This window comes from Paraburkholderia phenoliruptrix (genome assembly GCF_047325075.1).
GTDB classification, from domain to species: Bacteria; Pseudomonadota; Gammaproteobacteria; order Burkholderiales; family Burkholderiaceae; genus Paraburkholderia; species Paraburkholderia phenoliruptrix.
The window spans coordinates 3,773,254-3,796,216 of record NZ_CP168531.1; the positions used below are offsets into that span (position 1 = coordinate 3,773,254).

Sequence of the window (22,963 nt, forward strand, 5' to 3'; positions counted from 1 at the left end):
GGAATCCTTATGAGATCAATGAGAGGGCCGTTCGGTCAGAACGCCATGCCGAGTTGGAGCCACGCACGCCAGCTGGTACTCAGGCCATCGGCGTTGTTACCTGACAGCGAAGCGCCATCATTGCGGCCGATCGTCCGCGCAACAGCCGCGTGTGCGTTCCAGCGACCGCTCCACACGTTCACGCCGAGACCTGCCGAGGTCAATGTCACCCTGTTCGTGTGGCCTTCGTTGATTTGCGAACCGGCGTAGTTCGTGTGGTGCAAACGGATCTGGCCGACATCCACGAATCCGAGCGCCTGGACCTTGACGGATGGAACGCCGATGTTCACGAAACGGCGCAGCTCGACCGTCCCCAACCAGCCTTCGTCGCCAAAACCTTCACCGACCGGATAACCGCGAACGCCAGTTGGACCGCCAAGCAGGAATTTCTCCGAACTGTCGAGGTTGGTATTCGACAATTGACCCGCCCAACCGCCGTAGACGCTCCAGTTCTGGTCGAGGGTTTGCAGACGGCTGAAGTTCGCAGCGAGTTTGGTGAACGTCCCTTGCGTGCCCGCCGTCATCGAGTCCGCCAGTTGATCGACCGGGTTGCCCGACAGATCGACGTGACCTAACGTCACTGCGACCCGGCCTTCCGTCACACCACCTTGCAGCAGACCGTCGTAACGGTTGCCCGACAGCGAGAACGTCAGGTTTTCGAGCTTGCGCTTGCTCAGGTTCACGTCGAGCGCGCTGTCCTTCAGATACTTGTAGTCGTACATCATGGTCGCATTGAGGTTCTGCGTGCGCGTACGAATGAGTGGGTAATTCAGACCGGCCGAACCCGTCACAGCCGAACCGCGCAAGTCAAGTGCCGAGTAAGCCTCCTGAACGACGCGATAATGCAGATACGAGCCGCCCAGCAACAGCGTCAGGCCAGTGGGCGTCAGCGGCACGCTGTAGCCGAGGTTGGCGACTTCCGTGCCTTGGGTCTTGCTTAGACCGAGCGTGACCTGATCGCCCATACCGAGCGGATCATTCACGAAGAACGTTGCCGTTCCGCGCTCAATGCCGGTGCTGCGGTTGCCATAGTTGTCGATCGACAGTAGGCCGTTGACGATCGGAGTCGGCGTCGCTTCGATGAGAAGCTTGCTGGTGCCCGGTTGTGCACCCTTTTGCAGGATTGCCTTGGCGCTCACGCCCGGACGGTCGTTGATGAGCAGAAGTGCGCGTTCGAGGTCTTCCTTCTTTAGCGGTCGATCGGTCGGCAGCGCTGCGTTCGCGATGGCGGCGATCCGCTCATTGCTGCTGCGCGTCTTGCCGTGGATGGTTATGCGATCCTTGCCGGATTCCAGACGGCCCTCCACGATCGTGATGACGAGATTGCCCGCCGTCAGGTCCTGAGGTGCCAGATACGCGTAAGCCAGTGCGTAGCCTCGTCCGCGCAGATATTGGGTAATCGTATCTGCGATTTTCTGCAAACCCGCGTGGGTGAGTTTCTTGCCGACCATTGAGGCAGTAGCAGACTGCAAATCCTCTGCATCTGCCACACGCTTGTCACCGTTGAAGGTAATGGACTTCAGCGTCACAGTCGGGCCGGCTTCTGGTTCAGCTGCGCCCGGAGCAGCTTCGGACGGAATGACTTCCTCCGGCGTTGTGGCTTGAGGTGCGCGTGGTTGCGGGGCCATTTGCTGCTGATTCAGGAGGGAACCTGCATTCGGTAACGATTGCGCGTATGCAGGAGCCGCCAGGATCAGGATCGCGAGACCAATAGGAGTCGGAAGTTTTGTTCGGAGGGTCATGAGTTGCTTATGGCCGTTGCGGTCGACGCTCCGCTGCAATTGCGTCACCCCATTGGTTAATCTGCTGGTCATGCATTTCACCTTGTTAGTAGTTAGTTATGCTTCTTATTAATATCACCGATCCTGAAATATGGGATTCGGTGATCGACCGTTCTTCAACGACAAGCGCGACGTACTTGAATCGTCACCACAGTCGTGAGAACGGTAGGTCTTTGTGCCCTCGCGGACGTGAGATTGCTTGCCTCAAGCAGGCGCCTACCGTGGCTCAACACGTAAAACTTACGCTAGAGGAAAGACTTTGTAATTGATTCGCGAGAACTCGCGGATGATATATAAGCCACCAGGAAAGAACTAATAACAAGTGTTAAATCACACACCGTAGAACATGCGAGTTGAGCTGGAGCGACGGTCGAGTGATTATGAACGCACATGCGCCCGCCAGTTTTTGTACTAACACCGCAGTTGCTCACCATTAGCACCTGACGTTATGCCCGCGGAGAGCGTACCCGTCGCCGCATTTGCGCTTCACCCCAACGTTTAGTCTTTGAGAATGCTCATGGCTGTGGTCTTTTCTCTGAAGCGTGCGCCGACACTGCTGCGCGAGTGTTAAATATGACAGGCACCATGCGCAGATGCCTCATGCAGCAATAGGCCGAATGATGCTATTTACCAGATCAGCAATAGGGACTGCGTTCGACCAGGCGTTCCCGAAGTCGATTACTTTCTTTACGTGGGACGAGCCATCAGTGCGAGCGAAGAGCGCTTCGCGCACATTCAATCCGCCTGCATGAAGGAAAAGCAATCTATAACGGCGTTGTGAATGCGCGCACGGACAGGACATAGCAACTGCAGCTGCGGCGAGATGCGCCAACTGCCGGCCTTGAAATTGTTTCTTACGAGCATGCGCCCGGACTCTGTCCGCCTCGGATACTAATGTGTGATTTCCCCTGTTGTCGCATCATTTTGTTTCGCCTGCGCTTAGTGGCTCATGCCTCATCCCCTGCGCAAGCGCAGTTCTATTCAAGCAAGTTTGCACTATAAGAGACGAGGTCAGCCTACTCGCGTTAGACGCGGTGCCTCGCAAGAGGTGTTACAGCGACCCGGGTCTCAGCTCTACTATTCGAAACCACCCTTTATGGGCTGATGTTTATTGCGCTTTCTGTTCTGACTTCTCTAGTGAACGGAAGGTTTTCCTTTCGCGCTCTCCTGGCGGCGTCACGGGCAATTCATTTGCCCACGCTCAGACAGGCCGTGTCTGCGCCTCACATCGCCACACTCAAAGCCATCCTTACCCGCCTCTTGATGGGAAAGAATTTGGAATCACAGTGTAAGGATTCGAGCGATTGTAGATAGCGCTATCTGGCCACGCGTTTGCTGAAGGGGCGAAATACTTTGCCGGAGAGGAAAATCTTTTTCGATCCGCCAAAGCTCGATCCAATACAGCTGTCCTTGATGGCCGTAGTGCCTGCCCACTTAATGTCACGGCGAGCAGGATCTAACGGGAGAGCTCCCAACCGAAATTCGATTCCGCTACTCTCCGCTGCTTTGATTGCTCACCGCTGGATTGGACGGATCCGAGCCGCCGGCATATTTTTTCCCCTCCTGAGACACCTGTCTCTCCGTTGCCGATCGTTTTTCAGCGTCCCACGTCTGCACGCTTGTCCGCCACATCATTGCGCTTATTGGTGGGCGCGAGGCGCGTGCTCCGCGGGATCCACACCTGGCGGAATTGCTCGTGCTCATGTTCTTCAGCGAACACCGACATCGATGGCTTGAGCAGGTCGTGCCGCGATACGATGCCGACCAGGCGGTACGTTTTCTCGTCTTCGGCCACAGGGAGACGGTCAAGTCCGGTGATGGCGAGCCGAGCGGCCACGCTTCTGCAAGTCTCACCTGGTAACGCGATGCGAGGCGGCGTTTGCCCGAAGAACGTGCCTAGCGGAGCGCCGGCTTTCTCAGGGGGAATCTGGTCGAGCAGCGTCCGGTCTGCCATGCCCACCAGAATCCCGGAGTCGACAACCGGATAGGCACGATACTTCTGCCCCGCCCCGAAATAGTTGCGGAGTACCTCGGCGACTGTGGTTTTCGCGTCGATTGTCACCATGGCGCGGGTCATGACCTCCTCGACATAGTGTCTTTCGAGTGGATCGATGCTGTACTCGCGATAGATGTGATAACCGCGGCGAGCAATCTTCTCGGTCAGAATCGAGCGACGCATGAGAAGGACCGTGAAACCATAGGCGACTGCGGCGGCCGCCAACAGCGGCAGCAATGCATTCACATCGCCCGTCAGTTCGAATGCAAACACGGATGCCATCACGGGCGCGCGCATCATGCCACCCAGCGCGGCGGCCATGAAGATGAGCGGCCACACCGCGGGCTCGCCGCCCGGCATGTACGGGGCCGCGATGGCACCCACGCCTGCGCCCATCATCAGCAAGGGAGCCAGGACGCCACCGGATGTGCCGGACGCGAGCGCAATCACCCAGATGATGGCTTTGACCAGGACGATCGCAACCACGACCTTCACGGCAAGGTGGTTTTGCAGCAGGTCTCCGATGACGTCATATCCGACACCCAGTGTGCGGGGCTGAAAGTAGCCGCCGATACCAACGGCGATTGCACCCAATGCCGGCCACCACATCCAATGGATCGGTAACTTGCCGAACATATCCTCGACCTTGTAGAGCCCGGTGGACAATCCCCAGGACAACGCACCGGTCACCACGCCTGCAACGGCCGACGACAGGAGACCCATGGGACCGAGCGGCAACGTATGCAGCGGAAACAAAGGTCCGCTGCCCAGAAACAGCGGCCGCGTGAAACCCGCCACCGCACACGCGATGGCGACCGGCAGAAGACTGCGAGGCCGCAGTTCGAACAGCAGGAGCTCGATGGCGAGCAGGACAGCCGCCACGGGCGTGCCGAATACCGCGGTCATGCCGGCCACGGCTCCCGCCACTAAAAGCGCCTTTCTTTCGGCACTGGATAAATGGAAGTATTGGGCAATGAGCGAACCAATCGCTCCGCCCGTCATGATGATCGGCCCTTCCGCACCAAAAGGCCCGCCGCTGCCGATGGCAATGGCCGAGGCGAGCGGCTTAAGGACCGCGACCTTCGGCGACATCTTGCTCTTGCCGAAGAGAATTGCTTCGATCGCTTCGGGTATGCCGTGCCCGCGAACCTGCTCTGAACCGTAGCGCGCAATCAATCCCACTAGCAGCCCGCCAATGACGGGAACAGCAACGACGATTAGCCCAAGCGTGTTCTCCGACGGCGAGCGGTTCGCCGTGGACAACGTCTGATAGAAAAACAGGTTCGCGAAGAAGCGGATCAGGTGCAGCAGAAAATAAGCGGCGACGGTGCTCAACGCGCCGCCGACCGCCGCAATGGCACTGATCCGCAGAAGCCGAACATCTGTTGCGAAATCGCCCTTGTGCTCGCCCATGATTCCCCTTGCTTGACAGCCGGTGGTCGACAGCGTGTGGAATCTATATATATCACAGTGTGATGAAGATCGCAGAGGCGGATTGAAGGCATCTCATGCTGGAGGGCACCGTTCCAGCGACTTCAACGACTGCGCATACGAGCGACCAACGCGAGCAAACGGGCCGTCATGTCGTGTGCCGGCAAGTGCGCGAGCCAGCCATGACCAGGAAGCAGCCATTCAAAACGATACGCGGCCAGCTTGCCGAGCGATTCAGTCAGTTCGGTCCATGAGTACCAGCACGCGTCCCTGAACGCGATGAGGTCCTGCTCACGCGGGCTCCAGGCCAATGAATCCCCCGAGAAGAGCACACGATCCTCCAGCAGGTACACGACGCTACCCCGCGTGTGTCCGGGTACCGGAATGGCGCGCACGCCTCGCGCGATCGTCGGTGCTGATTCGTCGTTGAGCAGATCGGTCGCATATGGGGCAGCCGACCGGTCTTCGCAGTGGATCCAGACGCGCGCTCCAAACTGGCGTGCGTATTTGTCTGCGTCCGCGACGTCATCACAATGCGACAGGAGAACGTGCGCAATCCCGCCTGAAGCGTCAAACCATTTCACGAGTTCCGCCGCATACCGCGGTGAGTCGATCAGCAGATTGCCGTCCGGCCGCGCCACGAAATAGGAATGCGCGCCAAACGACGACCGGGCGTTGAATCCGCAACGCCATACATCCGCTGTGATTTGCTGCGGAAAGATCGCAGCGCTCGGGCGCGGCTGTTTCGTTTCGCTGCGTACCGACGCCGTAGGACATATCAACACCGCACGCCAGGCAGCGAGTTGCTCCTCGGGCGTGACCGGCTGTCGAATGAAGACGCTCTTGTCATTCCGTTCGGCAATCAGCCCGGGCGCGACGTGACGCGATGCGCCGCAATTGATGCACGCGGTGTCGATGTACCACTGGCCTGGGATGGAGTCGGTATTCCGTAGTGGCTTCATTCAATGCTCGGATGCTGGCAACGCATGGCAACCTCCCCGCTTCCATGATAGATCCTTCAACGACCGAGACGTGATGGGGACAATGAAGGGAGTCGGGAGGATTGAGCTCCGTGGCGATGCGCCTCTTCACTCGGCCGTCGTTGCAGCAATTTGGCCGTCGAGGAAGACGCCACGCCGACCCCAAGGCGGCTTTCGAAACCAGTCCCGCAAAACCTCGATTGTCGACGTCCAGCCGTCGTCCCGAAGTCGCAAACCATAGGCCCGCTGTCAAGAAAAGACGCCAGTTCGCTGAACCAACGCGTCAATCGTAAGGCGGAAGCCTGGCAACGACTTTGATTTCAAAGTCGAAACCGTAAAGCCAGGTCACTCCCACTGCCGTGAGCGTCGGATGCGGCGCATCGCCCCAGAACTCCGGAACGACCTGCCAGACGCGCTCGAAGATCGATTGCGGATCGACCATGAACACAGTGACGTCCACCACGTCGTCGAACGTGCATCCGGCCTCGCGCAGGATCGCATTCAGGTTCCGAAAGGCGCCCCGCACCTGCTCCTGCAGGTCCGGCTCAGGCGTTCCGTCCTCGCGGCTGCCGACCTGACCCGAAACGAACAGCAACCCATCCACCCGCACGGCCGGGGAGTACCGGTTGCGCTCATAGAGCGCCCGACGTCCCGGCGGAAATACCACATCGCGCTTTCCCACTTCCACCTCCATTGATTGATCATTAGTGTCGATGGGCCCCACTCTACCGACCCGGGAGCGCGCGATAAACGGCCAACTCTGTCCATCACTATTTGTAGAATGCAAACAGTTCAAGCACGAGGAAACCGTCATGGACCGCTTCGACGCAATGCGCGCTTTCGTCCGGGTAGTCGAGGCAGGCAGCTTCACGAAGGCGGCAGAAACGCTTCATATGAGCAAGACGACCGTGACACAGCTGGTGCAGCAACTCGAAGCGCGCTTGCGCGTCAGATTGCTGAACCGGACCACGCGCAAGGTTAATGTCACGGCGGATGGCATTGCGTATTACGAACGTGCGGTCCGACTGCTCGCCGATATGGACGACGCCGAGACCAGCCTCTCCAGTGCATCGGCGACACCGCGCGGCCGCCTTCGCGTCGACGTGCCGAGTCCGTTCGCCCGCCTGATCCTCATCCCAGCGCTTCCTGCATTCTTTGCTCTCTATCCCGACATTCAACTGGACCTGGGCGTGAGCGACCGCACCGTGGATATCATCGGCGAGAACGTCGATTGCGTTGTGCGTGGAGGGAAGCCGAACAACCCATCCATGGTTGCCCGGCCCGTAACGGAGCTTTCACTCGGTATCTTCGCGTCGCCTGGATATCTCCGGCTGGCAGGTACCCCTTCGCATCCCAAGGAACTCGAAAACTCACATCACCGCATCATCGGTTTCTCCTGGGGACGCGCGGGCAATCTCTATCCGCTCGTCATGCATCGACGCGGCGAGACAGTACAGATGCAAGGCCGTTACGCGCTCGCCGTCGACGACGGCAACGCCTATCTCGCGGCTGGACTTGCCGGTCTGGGCATCATGTGGCTCCCACGTTATATGTCGAAATCTCATCTGGAACGGCGGGAGCTCGTCGCGCTATTCGAGGACTGGCAGCTAGATCCGATGCCGCTTTACATCGCGTATCCCCCCAACCGCCATGTCAGCGCGAAGCTGCGCGTGTTTATCGACTGGGTCGCCCAACTGACGCACGGAGATGCAACGTCGACCGCTCATGCTTGACGGAATGGACGGCTGCGCGTGACGTCTTCGAGACTTTGCGTGAGTGGTTCAGCCCCAGTCGGAGGCCGGGCTGAAACTAGGTGTTTACCCCTACAATACATTTTATTTAATTCTAGATAATCTTTCTAGAACGACGGGGCCCACCGAACAGATGGACCGCTGACGAGCGGCCAGGTTGCGGATCACCACGCTACGGAGTGCTAATCAGATCACCCTCGGTTGATGGGCTGCTCTGACGAATACTCACATTCGAAATGTCGTCAGTGCCGACAACTTCGATAGGAGACGCAGCACGCATTTTTCAACAGCAACCCAGTTCAACAAGAGGCTCAAGCTATGGAAATTCAACTCAAACCCATCAGCGCGGCGCTGACTCTCGCCTGCATCGCCATGGCCTACGGTCAAGCCGCTGTCGCCGACGTGACGGTCAAGATCGGCAGCGCTGCCCCGCTGACCGGCAACATCGCCCACATGGGCCAGGATGCCGCCGACGGCGTCAAGCTCGCCGTCCAGCAGATCAACAAGGCCGGCAATCTGGTCATCGGCGGCCAGAAGGTGGTCCTGGAAGTCGATTCGCTGGATGACCAGGCCGATCCCCGAACCGGCACGAATGTCGCGCAGAAGCTGGTCGACGACGGCGTCGTGGCCGTGATCGGCCACCTGAACTCCGGCGTGTCCATCCCCGCCTCCAAAATCTATCGCGACAACGGTGTCACCCAGATCACCCCGGGCTCCACCAACCCGCAGTACACGCTGCAAGGCTATAAGACCGCCTTTCGCGTGATCGGCACCGACGCCCAGCAGGGCCCCGCCCTCGCCAAGTACGCGCAGAACCAGAAGGTCAAGACAGTCGCGATCGTCGACGACGCCACGGCTTACGGCCAGGGCCTTGCGGACCAGTTCGAGAAGACCGCCAAGGCCCAAGGCATCCAGGTGCTGTCGCGCGACGCCACCAATGACAAGGCCACCGACTTCAAGGCGATTCTGACCAAAATCAAAGCGGAACGCCCGGACGCCATCATGTATGGCGGCGAGGACGCGACGGGCGGTCCCTTCGCCAAGCAGGCCATGCAGTTGGCAATCCGCGCCAGAATCCTCGCGGGCGACGGCGTCTGCACGACCGACCTGGCCAGACTGGCCGGCGACGCCGCCGACAACCTGGTGTGCTCTGTCGCGGGCGGCGATCTGTCCGCGATGTCCGGCAGCGCCGCGTTCGGCAAGGAACTGAAGGCCGTGTACGGCCACGATCCGGTGGTCTACTCGCCGGTTGCGTACAGCGCCGTCTATGTGATCGTCGATGCCATGAAACGATCGAACTCGATCACGCGCGCCGGCATTCTGGCCGCGATGCCCGCGACCAATCTCGACACGCTGATTGGCAATATCCGGTTCGACGAGCACGGCGATTTGAAGGACAGCTCCATCTCTCTTTACAAGTACGTCAAGGGCAAGCGAACGCTGCTGGAGGTCGAGAAGATGTGATCCAGGCGGTCCGGGTGCGGGAGCCTTCAGGCTCTCGCGCCCGAACCGCAGTGCACCCGATGGATCTTTGCCGCAATCATTGAATAGCCGCCGTCCCCGGCGGCGTTCTTTCGTCCGCTCGCCAAGAAGACGTCTTCGCAATCGAGATCAGCGCTTGGCCTGCTCCATGCGGGGCTATTAGTACACCGTACTATTGGCCCAGCTGATCAGCACCCCGCCTTTGCGCTGCGACTGGTACGACCCAACTCCGCGATGAGCCGAATCCGTGCCTTCGATGCGTTCAGACCGTCGTACCCTGCCGTGATAAGGCCGAGCTTGTGCGCGCGATCATAGGCATACTTGGTAACGGCGGGATTGACCCGGAAACCATGGGCGCAGCGTGTCGACAACACAACAGGGATATGCGCTGCGGCTTCGCTCAAAAGTCCCTCCGACTGTGCGGAGAAGCCCCCCGCGCCCTTGCCTGCCACGACGATACCGTCGAGCCTGGAAATATCCGGAAAGCCGTCGAGTGACCCGAAGGTCTCCATGACGATCGCCACGCGGGCGCCGAGATCGGCTACATCCAGTTCGGCGTAGCTATCATCAACGACGCCCGATCCTGTGAGCGTGACGATATCGGCCTCGATGGAGCCGCGGATCGCCGTTTCCGGTCCGAAGGGCTGAATGGCCTGCGGCCATATCTTGACGATCGAGAGCGGATCGAAAATCCGCCCCGCGAAGGCAACGAGAACGCTCGCGCCCTGCGGCATGGCGCATGCAACACTGGCAGAATCCGCCAGATTGCGCGGACCATCGGCATTGGCGTTGCCGCCCGGGATCGCAGCACCCGTCACAACGACAGGCCGGTCGCGATCGAAAAGCAGCGCGGCGGCATAGCCGACATCTTCCATTGCATCGGTGCCGCAGCACATCACGAAAGCTTCGCTCTCCCTGTCTTGCCGCATGACATCACGAGCGCGGCAAAGCGAAGCGAAGCTCAGATCGCAGCTATCGACGGGATCGATGTCATATCCGAGCCAGTCTGTCTGACCGCTCAATGCGATCAGATCGCGCGACAACAGACGCTTGATCGTCCCGTCGGCCTGATAGCTTTCCGTGATGGTGCCGCCGCAATTCAGGAGTCCGATTTTCATCAGATTGAGCCTTTAGACAAGAGTCTTGGGAGTGTCCGAGTACATATGCGCAATAGCTTCGGCGTTTTTGATGCCCGTGCCTGTCAAGAGGACAACCGTCTCCTCTCGCGCCTGAATCGCCCCGACTCGAGTAAGCCGATCAAATCCTGCGACCGCAGTCGCCGAAGTCAGCTCCGGCAGAAGGCCGAGTCGCGCAATCCGCCTGAGCGCTTCGACGATTGCCTCTTCTTCCACAGCGACAGTCGTGCCGCCCGTCTCTCTGACAGCGTTGACCACCTGCGCGAGCCGCAGAGGATGGGCGATGGCCGTCCCCTCAGAGACGGTCTTTCGAACCTCGCGCGCAACGGGCGTCGTGACGCCGGCCTGAAAGCTGGCATCGATGGGCGAGCAGTTCAATGGCTGGCAAACGAAAAGCCTGGGCGTCTTGCTGATCTGGCCCGCGCGCATCAGTTCCGAGAACGCCAGATAGCAGCCGAGTACATTGCTGCCCGCGCCTGCAGGCATAACGATGTTGTCCGGCGCCTGGAAGTTGAGGTCCTCCCAGATTTCGTAGCCGACCGACTTGGTCCCTTCGAGGAAAAACGGCTGCCAATTGTGGCTCGCGTAGAAGATGCTCGCGGACTGCCGGACTGCCTCGTCTTCACACGCCTGTCGAGGTCCGTCGACCAGTTGCACCTCCGCCCCGTAGGCGCGCATCTGGGCGATCTTCGCGGGAGACGCATAGGCGGGCGCTAGAATCTTCACGCGCACCGCGCCCGCCGCGCCATAAGCGGCCACCGACGCTCCGCCGTTGCCCGAGCTGTCTTCCAGCACAGACGTGACGCCTTGTTGCCGTAACATCGACAGCATCACCGTGGTGCCGCGATCCTTGAAGCTGCTGGTGGGGCTGAACCACTCCAGCTTGAAATGCGGCCGGTGCTCGCCCCATGTCTTCTGCACAAGCGGCGTGCACCCTTCCCCCATGGAGATGGGCGACACGATCTCGACTGGAAGCGATGCCCGATAGCGCCATTGCGAACGAAGGTGCCGGTCGATGTCGTCACGGGAAATCCCAGCCTGTGGCGAGATCAGGAGCGGTCTGCGATCGTCCGAACACCACCGGGGCGTATCTAAAGGATAGGTGGTGCCGCTGAGCGGCTCGACATAGTGCGATTTCAAGTTTCGGACTCCTCTTTGGTGCATACCGGATCGCTGCGAGAGCGCCCCGACGCCAGGTTCAGGCGCCGACAGCGCTCACCAGGGCCAGGCTACGGTGACGCCAAGGCCGAGGTGAGCGGCGCGGCGGTGGATCAATCGAGCGACGGTCAAGTCCTGCAGAGCCAGGCCGGTCATGTCGAACACGCTGATATCGGTCGGTTCGCGCCGCCATTGGGCACGGCCTGTGACCAGATCGCCCATCTCGATGGACGGCGCGTGCGGCGCCCATTGCAATTCTCCGAGCTCGCGGGCCTGCTCCAAGTCGTCGACGACAATCCGGGCCCGATCGAGCACGCCCACCGGAAGCTCACGCTTGCCTCGGGTGTCCGAGCCGACGCAGTTCAAATGCGTCCCGGCGCGCAGGGCTGTTTCATCGAAAAGCGGGCCGCTGCCGGTCGTCGCGGTGATGATGAGGTCGCTCTCGGCGACCGCCTCGTCCGCATTGGCGGCGCATTTCAACTTGCATTCGTCGGCAAACAAAGATTCAAACTCTGCCTGCGGTTCCCGATCCACCGAGACGTAATTCACATGCGTCAAGGAAGGTAGCGTTCTGAGCGCAAAAGCGAGCTGTGCCTTCGCCTGAATGCCGGTGCCGAAGACCGTGGCCACTGTGCTGTCCGGGCGCGCCAGCAGCGAAAGCCCCAAGGCGCCTGCCGCGGCCGTGCGGGCCGTGGTGATGGCGTTGCCGTCGATCACGCACATGGGCCGGCCGGTAGCAGGATCGAACAGCAGCACGGTGGCCTGATGCGCTTCGCCGCCGAGCGCCCGGTTCATGGGCCAGAAGCCGGCCGCCTTGAATCCCAGCAGGTCCTGGCTGCCGACGTCCCCGGACTTGATACCGAAGATGCCGCCTGTGCTCAGCTTTTCGCGCACGACCGGGAACACGCGGCCGGCGCGCTGTCCGTGCAGTTCGAAAGCCTCGCGCACGGCCGCGATGACGTCGTCCGGTATGAGCAATTGCTCGACCACATGCTTGTCGACGAGAAGGAGCGTGGCGTCACTTGGCATCGCTGTACACCGTTGCGCGAGAGACGCCCAGGTGGACGGCAATGGTGTCCATCGCGCGACGGACCTCGAGGAGGCCGGCCGCCTTGAGTTCCTTGAGAAGCGAGCGGCGGTCCTCTGGCTTGAGCGAGCGCGGTGTGGACGCCATGCGCGCGGCGAACTCGTCGATACGGGCGCGAATGAGGTCGGCGCTGGCAGGATCCAGCGATTCCTTGGCAGGCGTGGTGCCCTCGACCGCCATGAACCTGCTCAGCATGCTCTGAAACCCCCGGAACAGCGTGAGGTCGACGTTCATGCACAGCGCGGCAATATAGTCGCCTTTGGAATCCTTGATGCCGATGGAAGTGCTCTTCACCTGGCGGCCATCGGAGAACTGGTTCGGATAGTTGGCGATGATCTGCTCGTAGGCCGGGTCCATGATCCGCGCAAGCCCGAGTTCGGTCGCGGGCTGCCCGACTTCCCGACCGGACAGATTGTTGTGGATCGCCAGCACCGCGTGCTCAGGGTCGAGGAGGTCATGCACCACGACCTCGGTAAAGGGGGCAAAAGTCTGTGCCAGCCCTTCGGCGACCTGCTTGATCTGCGCCAGCAGTAGCTGCTGCTCGGGAGTCTTCTTCGCCATGTCCGCTCCAGTGGTTTTCTTTGGCATGTTGGGCAGTTTGGCTATTACTGGAAGATTTGTCAAACCCCTAACAAACCGTCCAGCTTATTGACGGTGCCCGGTGAGGCTCTGCCCAGGCCTGACGGACCGGTCAATGCCTCACAATGCGCTCGCCACGCCCCAAATCGATTCCTCTGACCTGACTCGGCCCGGACGACCTTTGATTAGCTATCCGTTAATTCGCGGTCGCCTGCGCCTCGATTTCGGGGTCTATCATGTGTCAAGCACCCTTTCGCCTGGCGATTCAGCCGGCGTGATAAACGGGAGATGCATCGATGATCGAATCGGCAGATGTGATCGTCATTGGCTCCGGCGGGCTAGGCGCCGCAACCGCCTTCCACCTGGCGAAGAAACGCGCGCTTAGCGTCGCGTTGGTCGAGCGGCTCGAAATCGGCTCACAGACCTCGCCGCGAGCGGCCGGCATGGTCAGTTGCCTGCGCAAGAGCGACTTGATGATCGACCTGGTCAAACTCGCGGCGCAAAAGATCAGGCAATTCTCTGAAGACACCGGCGAGCCATTGGATTGGGTGCACTCAGGCAGCCTCAAAGTGGCGCGGCGACCAGCGGACGCCGAGGTCCTTCACGAAGATGTTGTGCGCGGCCGGCACCACGGCCTGGACGTGGAGGAACTCTCCGTCGACGCTGCCCACCGGCTCAATCCGTTTCTTGGAACCCAGGGCGTGGCTGCGGTGATTCGCATCGGCGACGACATGTACTTCAATCCCGTTCAACTGGCCCTCGGCTTCGCGCGTGCAGCGCAGGCAAACGGGGCCGCCGTGCTGCCGAACACTGCGGTGACGCGCGTCGTCATTGAGGATGGCGCGGTGGCTGGAGTAGACAGCACGCGGGGCCGCATTCGGGCCCCCGTCGTCGTGGATGCAGCCGGCGCCTGGACGCGACAGGTGGCAGAAGCCAGCGAAATTCGGGTGCCTCTTGTGACCACAGCGCAGCAACTGTTTGTCACTGAACCCGTGCGTGATGCCCGAGCCGAATTGCCGATGGTCCGAATCATGGACGCTGCGGTGTATATGAGACCTTGTGATGGAGGATTCCTTTGGGGAGTCTACGAAGAAAATCCACGATTCTTCAATATGAACGCATTCGACGCCGATTTCGACGTCAAGGATCTGTCGCTCGACGCCGGGATTCTCTGGCGCTACGCTCGGGACGTCGAGCCCCAGCTTCCAATCCTCATGAAGGCGGGCGTGCGCGAGCATCGTGGCGGGCTGCCAACCATGACAGCCGATGGCCAGCACATCGTCGGCCCGGCGCCCGCCGTGCGGGGGTTTTACTTCGCGAGCGGCTGCAATGTTGCGGGGCTCTCCATTGCCCCGGTGCTGGGAGAGATGCTCGCAGCCTGGATCGTCGACGGTGCCCCGCCGATCGATCTAACGCCGCTATCGATTGACAGATTCGGAGCCGGCCCATGGCCGGACGACGAGTTGATCACGCAAGCGGCGTGGCAGTACCGTCATTTTTACGGCGCAAGATGAGTAAAGCGCCGGCTCATTCTTCAACGAATCAAGTGACCGCTCCTCGGCCGATTGCCGCCTGACACTATGAGGGCAAGTTCTGAACTCAAACAAAAACAAATGACGCCTCCGTTCACCAATCGACCATAACGGGGCATTCAAGACATGTCTATAGATAGACGGCAATCGCCGCGTTTGGTGCCGACACTTCCAGAGTGGCTACAATGTAATCCGCCAGTTTACGGGTCGAAGCTCGAATGACAACGAAACAGAGATTTACCATTGCGCTGGTTTGCGCGCTCGCCTGGATCGTTATCGACCAGTTCACGAAAGCATTGTTCAAGCAGATATTGTCGCCCGGCGAAGTCGTGTCGCTGTTTGCTGGAAGTCTCCTGGTGCTTCCCACCTACAACGATGGCGCGTTCCTCGGCCTTGGGGCGCATATGTCTGGCGCGATGCGCGCTGCCATTCTCGTATTGGGTGTTTTGGCGATTCTGATCGGCCTGGTGGGTTGGCTGTTGCGCTCATCCAGGCTTGGCCGAGTCGACGTCATGGCGATAGCTTGCATTCTTGGCGGTGGACTTAGCAATCTCGTCGATCGCTGTATGTATGATGGCCGCGTTTTCGATTTCTTGAACGTGGGTATCGGACACCTGAGAACGGGCATATTCAATGTCGCAGACATCGGAATCATGCTCGGCGTAGCGCTACTCCTTCTCAGCAGCGTGAAACGCAAGCCCACTTTGCCGCGGGACCGCAACAGCCTGAGGATCTGAACGTTGACTCAGCGCGTACCTACGTTGGTACACGGCGGTTTGGCGCTATCCGAGTCAACGGCAATCACCGAGTACCTGGACGAGACATTCCCTGAAACGCCGATTTATTCCCGCGACCGACATCATCGAGCGAGGGCGCGCCAACTTCAGGTCTGCCACCCTATTGAAGTCGTCTCCGCGCTTATCAAAGGTCGAGCCGCAACAGGGCCGCGGGCTGACAATACGCCGATAAGCCGTACCGTCGCACGCGGTTTCGGACATGGATGCGACGATCCATTCGAGGGAAATGATGGACCTGCGTCAGCTGCGCTACTTCGCCGTGCTTGCCGCTCACCAGCACTTCGGGCGCGCCGCGGCCGTCCTGCATATTGCCCAGCCGGCACTCAGCCGGCAGGTGCAACTGCTCGAAGCCGAGCTCGGCGTGAAGCTCGTCGAACGTCATTCGCGCGGCGCATCGCTCACGCGCGAAGGCGAGCTGCTTCTCGATCGCGCCACCTTCCTGCTGCGCTACGCGGACCAGATCCGCGTCGACATCAGGGACCTGCAGGGCACACCGCGCGGCACGGTTGCGCTCGGCTTGCCGCCGGCGTTTGCCAGCTTCTTCGTGCTTCCTCTCACCCGCTTGCTGCGCGAGCGCTATCCGGAGGTGCGGCTGCGCGTCAACGAAAGCTTTTCGCCGTCGCTATCCGACGCGCTTGAACGCGGCACGCTCGACGTCGCACTGCTGACCGGCCCCATCGCCGCGCCCGCGCAGATTCATGCCGAACTGGTGCTGACAGAAATGCTGTGCGCCATCGGCCCTGCGAGCGATGCGCGGCTCGCGGGGCCGTCATTGCGTATCGAAGCCTTAGGCGACGTACCATTGATCCTCGCCGGCTTGCAGAAGTCGGGCGTGCGGCTCGCGCTGGAGCGTAGCGCTGCCAATGCGAATCTGGTGCTCAACGACGTGATGGAAGTCGAGTCGGCCGATGTCGCCGCGCAGCTCGTTTCGGACGGTGCGGGCTGGACCGTGCACGTTGCATCCGCCGTGCGCCGCGAGATTCAGACCGGGCGGCTGCGCGCGGCCCCGATCGACGGCCTGGTACTTGAGCGCTTTCTCGCCCACGCTCGGCAGCGTCCGCCGTCGAGCGCGACCATCGCGCTGATTAGCACGATCCGCGCGCTAATAACGATGATGATCAGCGCCGGCGACTGGCCGATGGCGCGGGCGCACGAACCGACGGTGGTTGCGGCGGATACGCGCGATGAGTGACGCGCAATGTGCGAGCCACGCGCGAGTCGGCGTCGTCAAATGCTACGGAAATTGAACCGCGTCGAGCGGCGCCATCTTCATCACGACAGGCGCTGCCGCTAACAGCGGCATGACGGCCGCGCGAAACGTGCGTTAGTGATCGGTGTCGCGATGCGCATCGATTGCTTGCTGAGTTTTGAAAATCTCGAACAGCCGGAACGTCGTGACCGGTTCGAAGCTCACATACAGGTCGAACCGCAGGCACCCCGGCTCGCGGCGAGTGGCCGCGAGCACCGCTTGCAGCGCGTGCCGGACGGCCTCTTCATGGCCTGGCTTCGGTACGAATGTCGCGAGAATAACCAGCGGCGCATCCGTCGTCGAAGGGCGTTCTGCTCGCGCCCGGGCAGCGGACGATGGTGTCATGGCAGCGGACACATGGGCACGCGCATCGTGCCGGGTTCGAGCTTCAGGTCGAGGTCGAGCCGGAAGCTGTCGTCGGGCTGCCGTTCGAATCGATGCAGCAGCGAGCCGACCGCACCGAACACGACGTCGCGGTACGCATTCGGATCTTCTGCATCGAAGATCTGCGTGGCGAGCGTCTTGTAGCCGTCGGCCATCACGATGAAGTGAAGATGCGCGGGCCGCATGATCGCGCGCCGCTGTGCGTGGAGCAGTTCGCCGCATGGACCGTCCACGGGCACCGCATAACCCGAGGGCCGCACACTGCGAAACGAGAAGCGGCCGTCCGCGTCGGTCTCGAAGCGGCCACGCAGATTCATGTCTACCTGGTCCGGGTCCTGGTTCTCGTAAAGTCCGCCCGGCGAAGCCTGCCAGGTTTCCACGCGCGCATTGGCGATTGGTTTGCCGTCCAGCGACAGGACGCGGCCATTGACGAAGAGCCGCTCGCCCGGCGTACCCTCGGCGGCGATAGGCGCGCCGTTCTCGCGCAGCGGCTGGGCCGCGCGCCAGAACGGGCCGATCAGCGCGGGCTCCGTGCCGCCTGCGGCCAGCGCCTGCTTCGCATCGATAAGGCCGACCAGCGTGGCCAACCCGAGAATGTCCGCGAGCAGAATGCCTTCATGTTTTTCGGGGCCGGTCGCCTTGCCGATACGCACGAGGAAGTCGAGCCCGACTTCCAGTTCCTGATAGCTAAGTCCGACTTCCAGCGCAAACGCATGCAGATGACGAAGCAGCGCATCGAGAATCTGCCTGAGGCGAGGGTTCGTCGTTCGGCGGTTCGCAGCGAGCACGGCCTGAAGCAAAGCCTCGGGCGTTGCCGCGAGCGCTTCGTGGCCGTCTCCCGGTTCGAAGCCTGTGTCGGCTTCGGGCAGCGTGGGTGGCGCTGCTGCTACGCGAGCGGATTCGTTCATTGGGTGCTTCGCCTCCTGCATAAGTTAATTGCCACTGGATCTGCTCTTATGAAGCGACCTGGCGGTCGGCACCTTGCGCTTCGATCTTCAGATAGCCGGTTTCATCATATTGCAGGCCGGTGCCCTCGGCCGCCTTCAGCACGTCGGGATGCCACTCGATCCGACCCACTTCCTCATCGGTGCCGCCAACCACCGAATAGATCACGAGCGCATGGTCGTTGGGATTGCGAAAGCCGCGCATGACACCGGTCGGCATCGAGATGCAGTCCCACTGGTTCAGTTCGATCTGGTGCTCGCCCTGATCGCCCCAGATCACGATCATCTTGCCATTGAGCGGAAAGAATACTTCTTCGGTCTTGTGCGAGTGCAGGTTCGCACCCTGGCCGACCGGCACTTCGATCAAGGTGACGCCGAAGCGATGCGCGCCCTGGATAGCCGGCTGCACGCCCTTGTTCTCGAGCACACCGCGGTTGATGATCTTGTACAGGCGCTTCGTGAATCCAGGCAGCCTGCTTTCGATGAAGGTCTCGCCGTACGGTTCGACCTTGCCCCAACGCGCGACCCGCGTGGCTTCCATCTGCTGCGGTGTGATATCCATAGTCTGTGTTCTCCATAGAGGTATCGGGCGTGACCTGCATGTGTTGCGGCTCACCAGACGAAGCGTAAGGAGCCCGCTGCTCGAAATCCAACACCATTTTTTGAAAGGCTCAATAACTTTCCGGCATCGACGGCAGGCGTTCAGCACATGCCTGCAGCACAGCTTCGATAACAAACCGGCATCAAGTCCAGAAACATTCGGTGTTGGACGGGCGCGCTGGCTGCCCATTACGATCGGTTCAGACCGTCGGCGCTCGACCCGCTCGCCAGCGACTCGACTACAACCGGGAGACATTCATGGACGACACAACTTGCGCCTGCGCCGAACGCGATACCCGTTCAGCAGATCACGACCTCTTCGACATCGGCTTCGTGGGTGTCGGCAAGATGGGCCTGCCGATGGCGCAGCGCCTGCACCGGCACGGCCACCGCGTATCCGCATTCGATGCAAGCAGCGAGCGCGCGTCGCTGGCCCGGGCCGGCGGTCTGCCTGTGCTCGACACGCTGGATGCGATTGCCGACGCGGCCGCAATTCTGATCACGTCGCTTCCGCATGACGCCGCTTTTGAAGCGGTAGCGTGGGAACTTGCGGCACGCGCGCGTCCGGGGCAGTTATATGTCGATACCAGCACCGTGTCGACGAAGGCGTCGGCTCGCGTTGCACGTGTGTTCGAGGAGGCGGGGGTCGACTATTTGCGCGTGACCGTATCGGGCAATGCACGGATGGCCGAACACGCGGAGTTGACTGCGATTGCATCCGGTCCGCTCGAGCAGTATCGCCGTATCTTGCCGTTGCTACGGCTGCTCGGACCATCACAGTTCTACGTTGGCGGAGCGGAACAGGCACGCACGATGAAGCTGGTCATCAATTCGATGGTCGCCAATACCGTCGGCATGCTGGGCGAAGCGCTCGCGATCGGCGAGCAAGGGGGCCTCGACTGGCGCGACATGTGGCAGGTGCTGTGCGAAAGCGCGGTGGCCTCCCCCATCATCAAGGCCAAGGCGCAGCAGCTCGTCGCCCATGACTACTCGCCGACCTTCACGGTCGAGCAGATGCGCAAGGACGTTGGCCTGATTCTCGAGGCGGGCGCCGATGCACATCTGGCATTGCCGATCACGTCGGTGGTCTCGCAGGCGCTCGATCACGCATCGGCGTTCGGCCTTGGCAGCGAGGACTATGCCGCGACGATCAAGCTCTCGTTGCGCTCAGCGCGTGCGCAGCGCAATGCATGAGCGAGGTGCGACATGCCCACTTCCACTTCCTCCGTCATGGATGGCGCTGCGACCAGAATTTCACGCGATGACGCCGTGCGCTACCGCATTGCCCTCGCGCTGGTCGTCAGTCTCTTCTTCGCGTGGGGCCTCACCTACGGTCTGCTCGATGTGCTGAACAAACATTTCCAGCAGACGCTCCACGTCACGCGCTTGCAGTCCGCCTTGCTTCAGACGTGCTATTTCGGCGCCTACTTCCTCGTCGCGATTCCGTCCGGACTGTTCGTCAATCGCTACGGCTACAAGCGCGGCATCCTGCTCGGACTCGCGATCTTCGCGCTTGGCGCGCTGCTGTTTGCTCCTGCGACGTCACAGCATCGCTTCTATCCGTTCCTGATGGCGCTGTTTGTCCTCGCATGCGGTGCGGCGTGCCTGGAGAGCGCGGCCAATTCTTACGTGACGGTGCTGGGGCCGCCTGATGGCGGCGCGCTCCGACTTAACCTTGCCCAGGCGTTCACCGGTTTCGGCGCGTTCGCGGGCCCCTTGATAGGTGGTTTGTTCTTCTTCCGGCCCGGCGCGGAAGTCGCGAATGCGGCAGCTACCGCGGCATCCAACGTGGCTTCAGTGAGAGCGACGTATATCGTGATCGCAACCGTCGTACTGCTGCTTGCGTTCGCATTCTGGCGCCTTGCGTTGCCGGAGCCGGGCCAGGATGCGCCGCTCCCGGTAGCAGACGCGAATGAAGCGTTGCCGCTGCGTCGCGAGCGACGCTTCGTGTTCAGCGTCGTCGCGCAATTTTTCTACTTCTCGGCTCAGGTGGGTATCGCGGCATTCTTCATCAATTTCGCCACGGAACACTGGGCAGCGTTGCCGGTAAGCCAGGCGGCGTTCATCCTGTCCGGGGCGATGATCGCGTTCACGGGCGGCCGCTTTCTTTCGACAGCGTTGATGCATCGCTTGGATGCCGCCGCGATGCTGGCGACATACGCGGTTGCCTCGCTCGTGCTTTGCATCGCCGCCTGCGTGACCAGGGGCCCAGTTGCGGTGGTCGCACTGACCGCCGTGTTTTTCTTCGAGTCCATCATGTTTCCGACCATCTTCGCGCTGGGCATCAGCGGGCTCGGCGCGCGTACGGGGCGCGCCGGCTCATTCCACGTGATGGCGCTGGTTGGCGGCGCTGTCGCGCCGTTGGCGATGGGCGCAATCGCCGACCGCTCTACGACGAGCGCAGCGTACTGGGTGCCGGTGGTCTGCTTCGCCGTTGTGCTGGGTTTCGCGCTGTCGATCCGTGCCGCTGACCGTCGAGCGAGTCGGCACAACTCGACGTCATCGCTCGAATAAACGCCCCGCCAGAAGACGTGTTTTATTTTCATGCAGTCAACACTGAAGGGATTCACCATGTCCGAGCTTGAGGCTGAAATTCAGCGCCTCGTGGCACCAAACCTGCGCAAGCGTCTTTACGTGGCATTCAGCTATCCGGTGGCCTCCGTCGAAGAGACGATGCCTCACATTCCCACCAGCGCTCGGGCGATCGAAGCCACGTATTACTTCTAAGGGTGAAGATGAAAGCTGCAATCGCTTTGAAACCCGGCCGCCTGCCGGTTTATGACGATTTTGCTGAGCCGGTGGCGGAGCCGGGCGAAGTCATTGTCCATGTAACAGCATCCGCGTTGAGTCAACTCGCCCGTGGCCGTGCCGCCGGCCATCATTACAGCGCAACCGGACAGTATCCGTTTGTTGTGGGAGTCGATGGCGTTGGGCGGCTCGATGACGGAAGACGGGTTTACTTCCTGCTGCCGCGCTCGCCGTTTGGCGCGATGGCCGATCGAACGGTCGTCAAGAATGGACAGTGGCTCCCGCTGCCAGAGGACCTGGAAGACAGCACTGCTGCGGTGCTCGCCAACCCGGGCATGTCGTCCTGGGCAGCGCTGACGCAACGCGCGAGGCTGATCGACGGCGAGACAGTCCTGATAAACGGCGCCACTGGCGTAGCGGGAAAGCTTGCGGTCTGGATCGCGCGACATCTTGGCGCGGCACGCGTGATAGCGACGGGCCGTAATGAAGCGGTGCTTCGCACCGTCGGCGCGGACGCAGAGATTCCTCTTGGCGATGACCCGGAAGCATTCGAGGCCGCGCTGCACCCACACTTTGCGAGCGGGGTTCACGTGGTGCTCGACTATCTGTGGGGAGCCAGCGCGCGCTCAATTCTCGTTGCGGCCGCGAAGGCCGGTCCTTCGGGACTACCGCTCCGGTTTGTCCAGGTCGGTTCCGCCGCTGCAAGCGAAGTCGCGTTGCCCGCTTCTGCATTGCGGTCCTCCGCTATCCAGATCATGGGAAGCGGCCTCGGCAGCGTGAGTGTGCACGGCCTTATCGGCGCCATAGATGGTGTTTTGCAGGCCGCCGCAAAGGCGAGACTGTCGCTGGACTACCGCGCAGTCCCACTTTCTGACGTTTCGACCACCTGGGCCGACGAGGGGCAACGCATCGTCTATGTGCCGAACCCGGCAACAGTCGCAACAGGCACTTATCGATGATCCCAGCGACCGCCCTGACAGTTTCGGGAGGGCGGCGCACGTCTCGCTTCGAACGAAGGAAGCTGAGCGGGCAGTTCGACTGCTGTCCAGGTAAATGGTCAATGTCCTGAGCATCGGGCCAAGCCACAGGAAGCGCGTATTGAGCACTGCGGGAAAGAGGCGTTATGCGGCGGCGCATCCCCCTGCATGTCGTTCCTGGGCAGCTTACCGTCGCAAGGCGCTGGGTCGTCGTCATATTTCCGTCATATTTTTCAGAGGGCCATGCACTGTCGCCCCGAGGCTCCCACGCCGCGTCCGGCGGCGTGGGCATGAGAACGAACGCCGGCCGTT

The 22,963-nt window shown here is 61.2% G+C and carries 20 protein-coding genes and 1 pseudogene; 10 read left to right on the forward strand and 11 right to left on the reverse strand.

Annotation, left to right across the window (positions count from 1 at the left end; translation table 11 throughout):
- Nucleotides 1-35: 35 nt before the first annotated feature.
- From ACEN8U_RS28660 to ACEN8U_RS28675, 4 genes are all read right to left on the reverse strand, one after another.
- A complete protein-coding gene (locus ACEN8U_RS28660) occupies nt 36-1,829 on the reverse strand; it encodes a ShlB/FhaC/HecB family hemolysin secretion/activation protein (RefSeq protein ID WP_413658217.1) in 1,794 nt (597 codons plus the stop codon).
- A gap of 1,588 nt (nt 1,830-3,417) precedes the next feature.
- Nucleotides 3,418-5,229, reverse strand: coding sequence for a chloride channel protein (locus ACEN8U_RS28665; protein ID WP_310105598.1), 1,812 nt, complete (start codon nt 5,227-5,229; stop codon nt 3,418-3,420).
- A gap of 122 nt (nt 5,230-5,351) precedes the next feature.
- Nucleotides 5,352-6,209, reverse strand: a complete 858-nt coding sequence (locus tag ACEN8U_RS28670) for an MBL fold metallo-hydrolase (RefSeq protein ID WP_310105595.1) — start codon at nt 6,207-6,209, stop codon at nt 5,352-5,354.
- 301 nt (nt 6,210-6,510) lie between these two features.
- Nucleotides 6,511-6,909: a RidA family protein gene (locus ACEN8U_RS28675; RefSeq protein ID WP_310106353.1), complete on the reverse strand. Its 399-nt coding sequence runs from the start codon at nt 6,907-6,909 to the stop codon at nt 6,511-6,513.
- Between the two features lie 130 nt (nt 6,910-7,039).
- Between ACEN8U_RS28675 and ACEN8U_RS28680 the strand changes: the two genes are divergently transcribed.
- Together ACEN8U_RS28680 and ACEN8U_RS28685 are read left to right on the forward strand one after the other, a co-directional pair.
- The gene (locus ACEN8U_RS28680) at nt 7,040-7,960 is read left to right on the forward strand and encodes a LysR family transcriptional regulator (RefSeq protein ID WP_310105592.1); all 921 of its coding nucleotides are present in this window, start codon (nt 7,040-7,042) and stop codon (nt 7,958-7,960) included.
- A 336-nt stretch (nt 7,961-8,296) separates the two neighbouring features.
- On the forward strand, nt 8,297-9,442 hold the full coding sequence (locus ACEN8U_RS28685) for a branched-chain amino acid ABC transporter substrate-binding protein (protein WP_310105590.1): 1,146 nt from the start codon (nt 8,297-8,299) through the stop codon (nt 9,440-9,442).
- Between the two features lie 206 nt (nt 9,443-9,648).
- Here ACEN8U_RS28685 and ACEN8U_RS28690 read toward each other — a convergent pair whose 3' ends face one another.
- Genes ACEN8U_RS28690 through ACEN8U_RS28705 form a run of 4 tightly spaced genes read right to left on the reverse strand, consistent with a single transcriptional unit; the run spans nt 9,649 to nt 13,402 of the window.
- Complete coding sequence (locus tag ACEN8U_RS28690; protein ID WP_310105587.1) at nt 9,649-10,578, reverse strand: asparaginase domain-containing protein; 930 nt, start codon at nt 10,576-10,578, stop codon at nt 9,649-9,651.
- Nucleotides 10,579-10,590: 12 nt separating this feature from the next.
- Entirely contained in the window at nt 10,591-11,760 is a 1,170-nt protein-coding gene (locus tag ACEN8U_RS28695; protein ID WP_374725907.1) for a threonine synthase, read from the reverse strand.
- A gap of 51 nt (nt 11,761-11,811) precedes the next feature.
- Nucleotides 11,812-12,783, reverse strand: coding sequence for an ornithine cyclodeaminase family protein (locus ACEN8U_RS28700; protein WP_310105582.1), 972 nt, complete (start codon nt 12,781-12,783; stop codon nt 11,812-11,814).
- Nucleotides 12,773-13,402 carry a transcriptional regulator gene (locus ACEN8U_RS28705; RefSeq protein ID WP_013587346.1) on the reverse strand — a complete coding sequence of 210 codons (630 nt, stop codon included), beginning with the start codon at nt 13,400-13,402 and terminating at the stop codon, nt 12,773-12,775. The genes ACEN8U_RS28700 and ACEN8U_RS28705 overlap by 11 nt, the downstream gene beginning before the upstream one ends.
- Before the next feature lie 314 nt (nt 13,403-13,716).
- Between ACEN8U_RS28705 and ACEN8U_RS28710 the strand changes: the two genes are divergently transcribed.
- The 4 genes and pseudogenes from ACEN8U_RS28710 to ACEN8U_RS28725 all read left to right on the forward strand — a co-directional run bounded on the left by ACEN8U_RS28710 (nt 13,717) and on the right by ACEN8U_RS28725 (nt 16,941).
- Nucleotides 13,717-14,934 carry an FAD-binding oxidoreductase gene (locus ACEN8U_RS28710; protein WP_310105579.1) on the forward strand — a complete coding sequence of 406 codons (1,218 nt, stop codon included), beginning with the start codon at nt 13,717-13,719 and terminating at the stop codon, nt 14,932-14,934.
- A gap of 236 nt (nt 14,935-15,170) precedes the next feature.
- Nucleotides 15,171-15,689, forward strand: coding sequence for a signal peptidase II (gene lspA / locus ACEN8U_RS28715; RefSeq protein WP_310105576.1), 519 nt, complete (start codon nt 15,171-15,173; stop codon nt 15,687-15,689).
- Nucleotides 15,690-15,839: pseudogene (locus ACEN8U_RS28720) on the forward strand (glutathione S-transferase N-terminal domain-containing protein); the annotation flags it as partial. It abuts the gene before it with no gap.
- A 109-nt stretch (nt 15,840-15,948) separates the two neighbouring features.
- Complete coding sequence (locus ACEN8U_RS28725) at nt 15,949-16,941, forward strand: LysR family transcriptional regulator (RefSeq protein WP_310105572.1); 993 nt, start codon at nt 15,949-15,951, stop codon at nt 16,939-16,941.
- A 132-nt stretch (nt 16,942-17,073) separates the two neighbouring features.
- Here ACEN8U_RS28725 and ACEN8U_RS28730 read toward each other — a convergent pair whose 3' ends face one another.
- From ACEN8U_RS28730 to ACEN8U_RS28740, 3 genes are read right to left on the reverse strand one after another with little or no spacing between them, the layout of a single operon-like run.
- Nucleotides 17,074-17,355, reverse strand: a complete 282-nt coding sequence (locus tag ACEN8U_RS28730; RefSeq protein ID WP_310105569.1) for a putative quinol monooxygenase — start codon at nt 17,353-17,355, stop codon at nt 17,074-17,076.
- Nucleotides 17,340-18,290 (reverse strand): dioxygenase, encoded by a 951-nt coding sequence (locus ACEN8U_RS28735; protein ID WP_310105566.1) that lies wholly within the window; start codon nt 18,288-18,290, stop codon nt 17,340-17,342. The genes ACEN8U_RS28730 and ACEN8U_RS28735 overlap by 16 nt, the downstream gene beginning before the upstream one ends.
- Before the next feature lie 46 nt (nt 18,291-18,336).
- Nucleotides 18,337-18,888, reverse strand: coding sequence for a cupin domain-containing protein (locus tag ACEN8U_RS28740; RefSeq protein ID WP_310105563.1), 552 nt, complete (start codon nt 18,886-18,888; stop codon nt 18,337-18,339).
- Nucleotides 18,889-19,184: 296 nt separating this feature from the next.
- Here ACEN8U_RS28740 and ACEN8U_RS28745 point away from each other — a divergent pair, with 296 nt between their 5' ends.
- The 4 genes from ACEN8U_RS28745 to ACEN8U_RS28760 are packed head-to-tail and all read left to right on the forward strand — an operon-like array spanning nt 19,185 to nt 22,633.
- Complete coding sequence (locus ACEN8U_RS28745) at nt 19,185-20,120, forward strand: NAD(P)-dependent oxidoreductase (protein ID WP_310105560.1); 936 nt, start codon at nt 19,185-19,187, stop codon at nt 20,118-20,120.
- A gap of 12 nt (nt 20,121-20,132) precedes the next feature.
- Nucleotides 20,133-21,440, forward strand: coding sequence for a sugar MFS transporter (locus ACEN8U_RS28750; protein ID WP_310105558.1), 1,308 nt, complete (start codon nt 20,133-20,135; stop codon nt 21,438-21,440).
- Between the two features lie 57 nt (nt 21,441-21,497).
- The gene (locus ACEN8U_RS28755; protein ID WP_310105555.1) at nt 21,498-21,653 is read left to right on the forward strand and encodes a hypothetical protein; all 156 of its coding nucleotides are present in this window, start codon (nt 21,498-21,500) and stop codon (nt 21,651-21,653) included.
- A gap of 8 nt (nt 21,654-21,661) precedes the next feature.
- Nucleotides 21,662-22,633 carry a zinc-binding alcohol dehydrogenase family protein gene (locus ACEN8U_RS28760; RefSeq protein WP_310105553.1) on the forward strand — a complete coding sequence of 324 codons (972 nt, stop codon included), beginning with the start codon at nt 21,662-21,664 and terminating at the stop codon, nt 22,631-22,633.
- Nucleotides 22,634-22,963 lie beyond the last annotated feature (330 nt).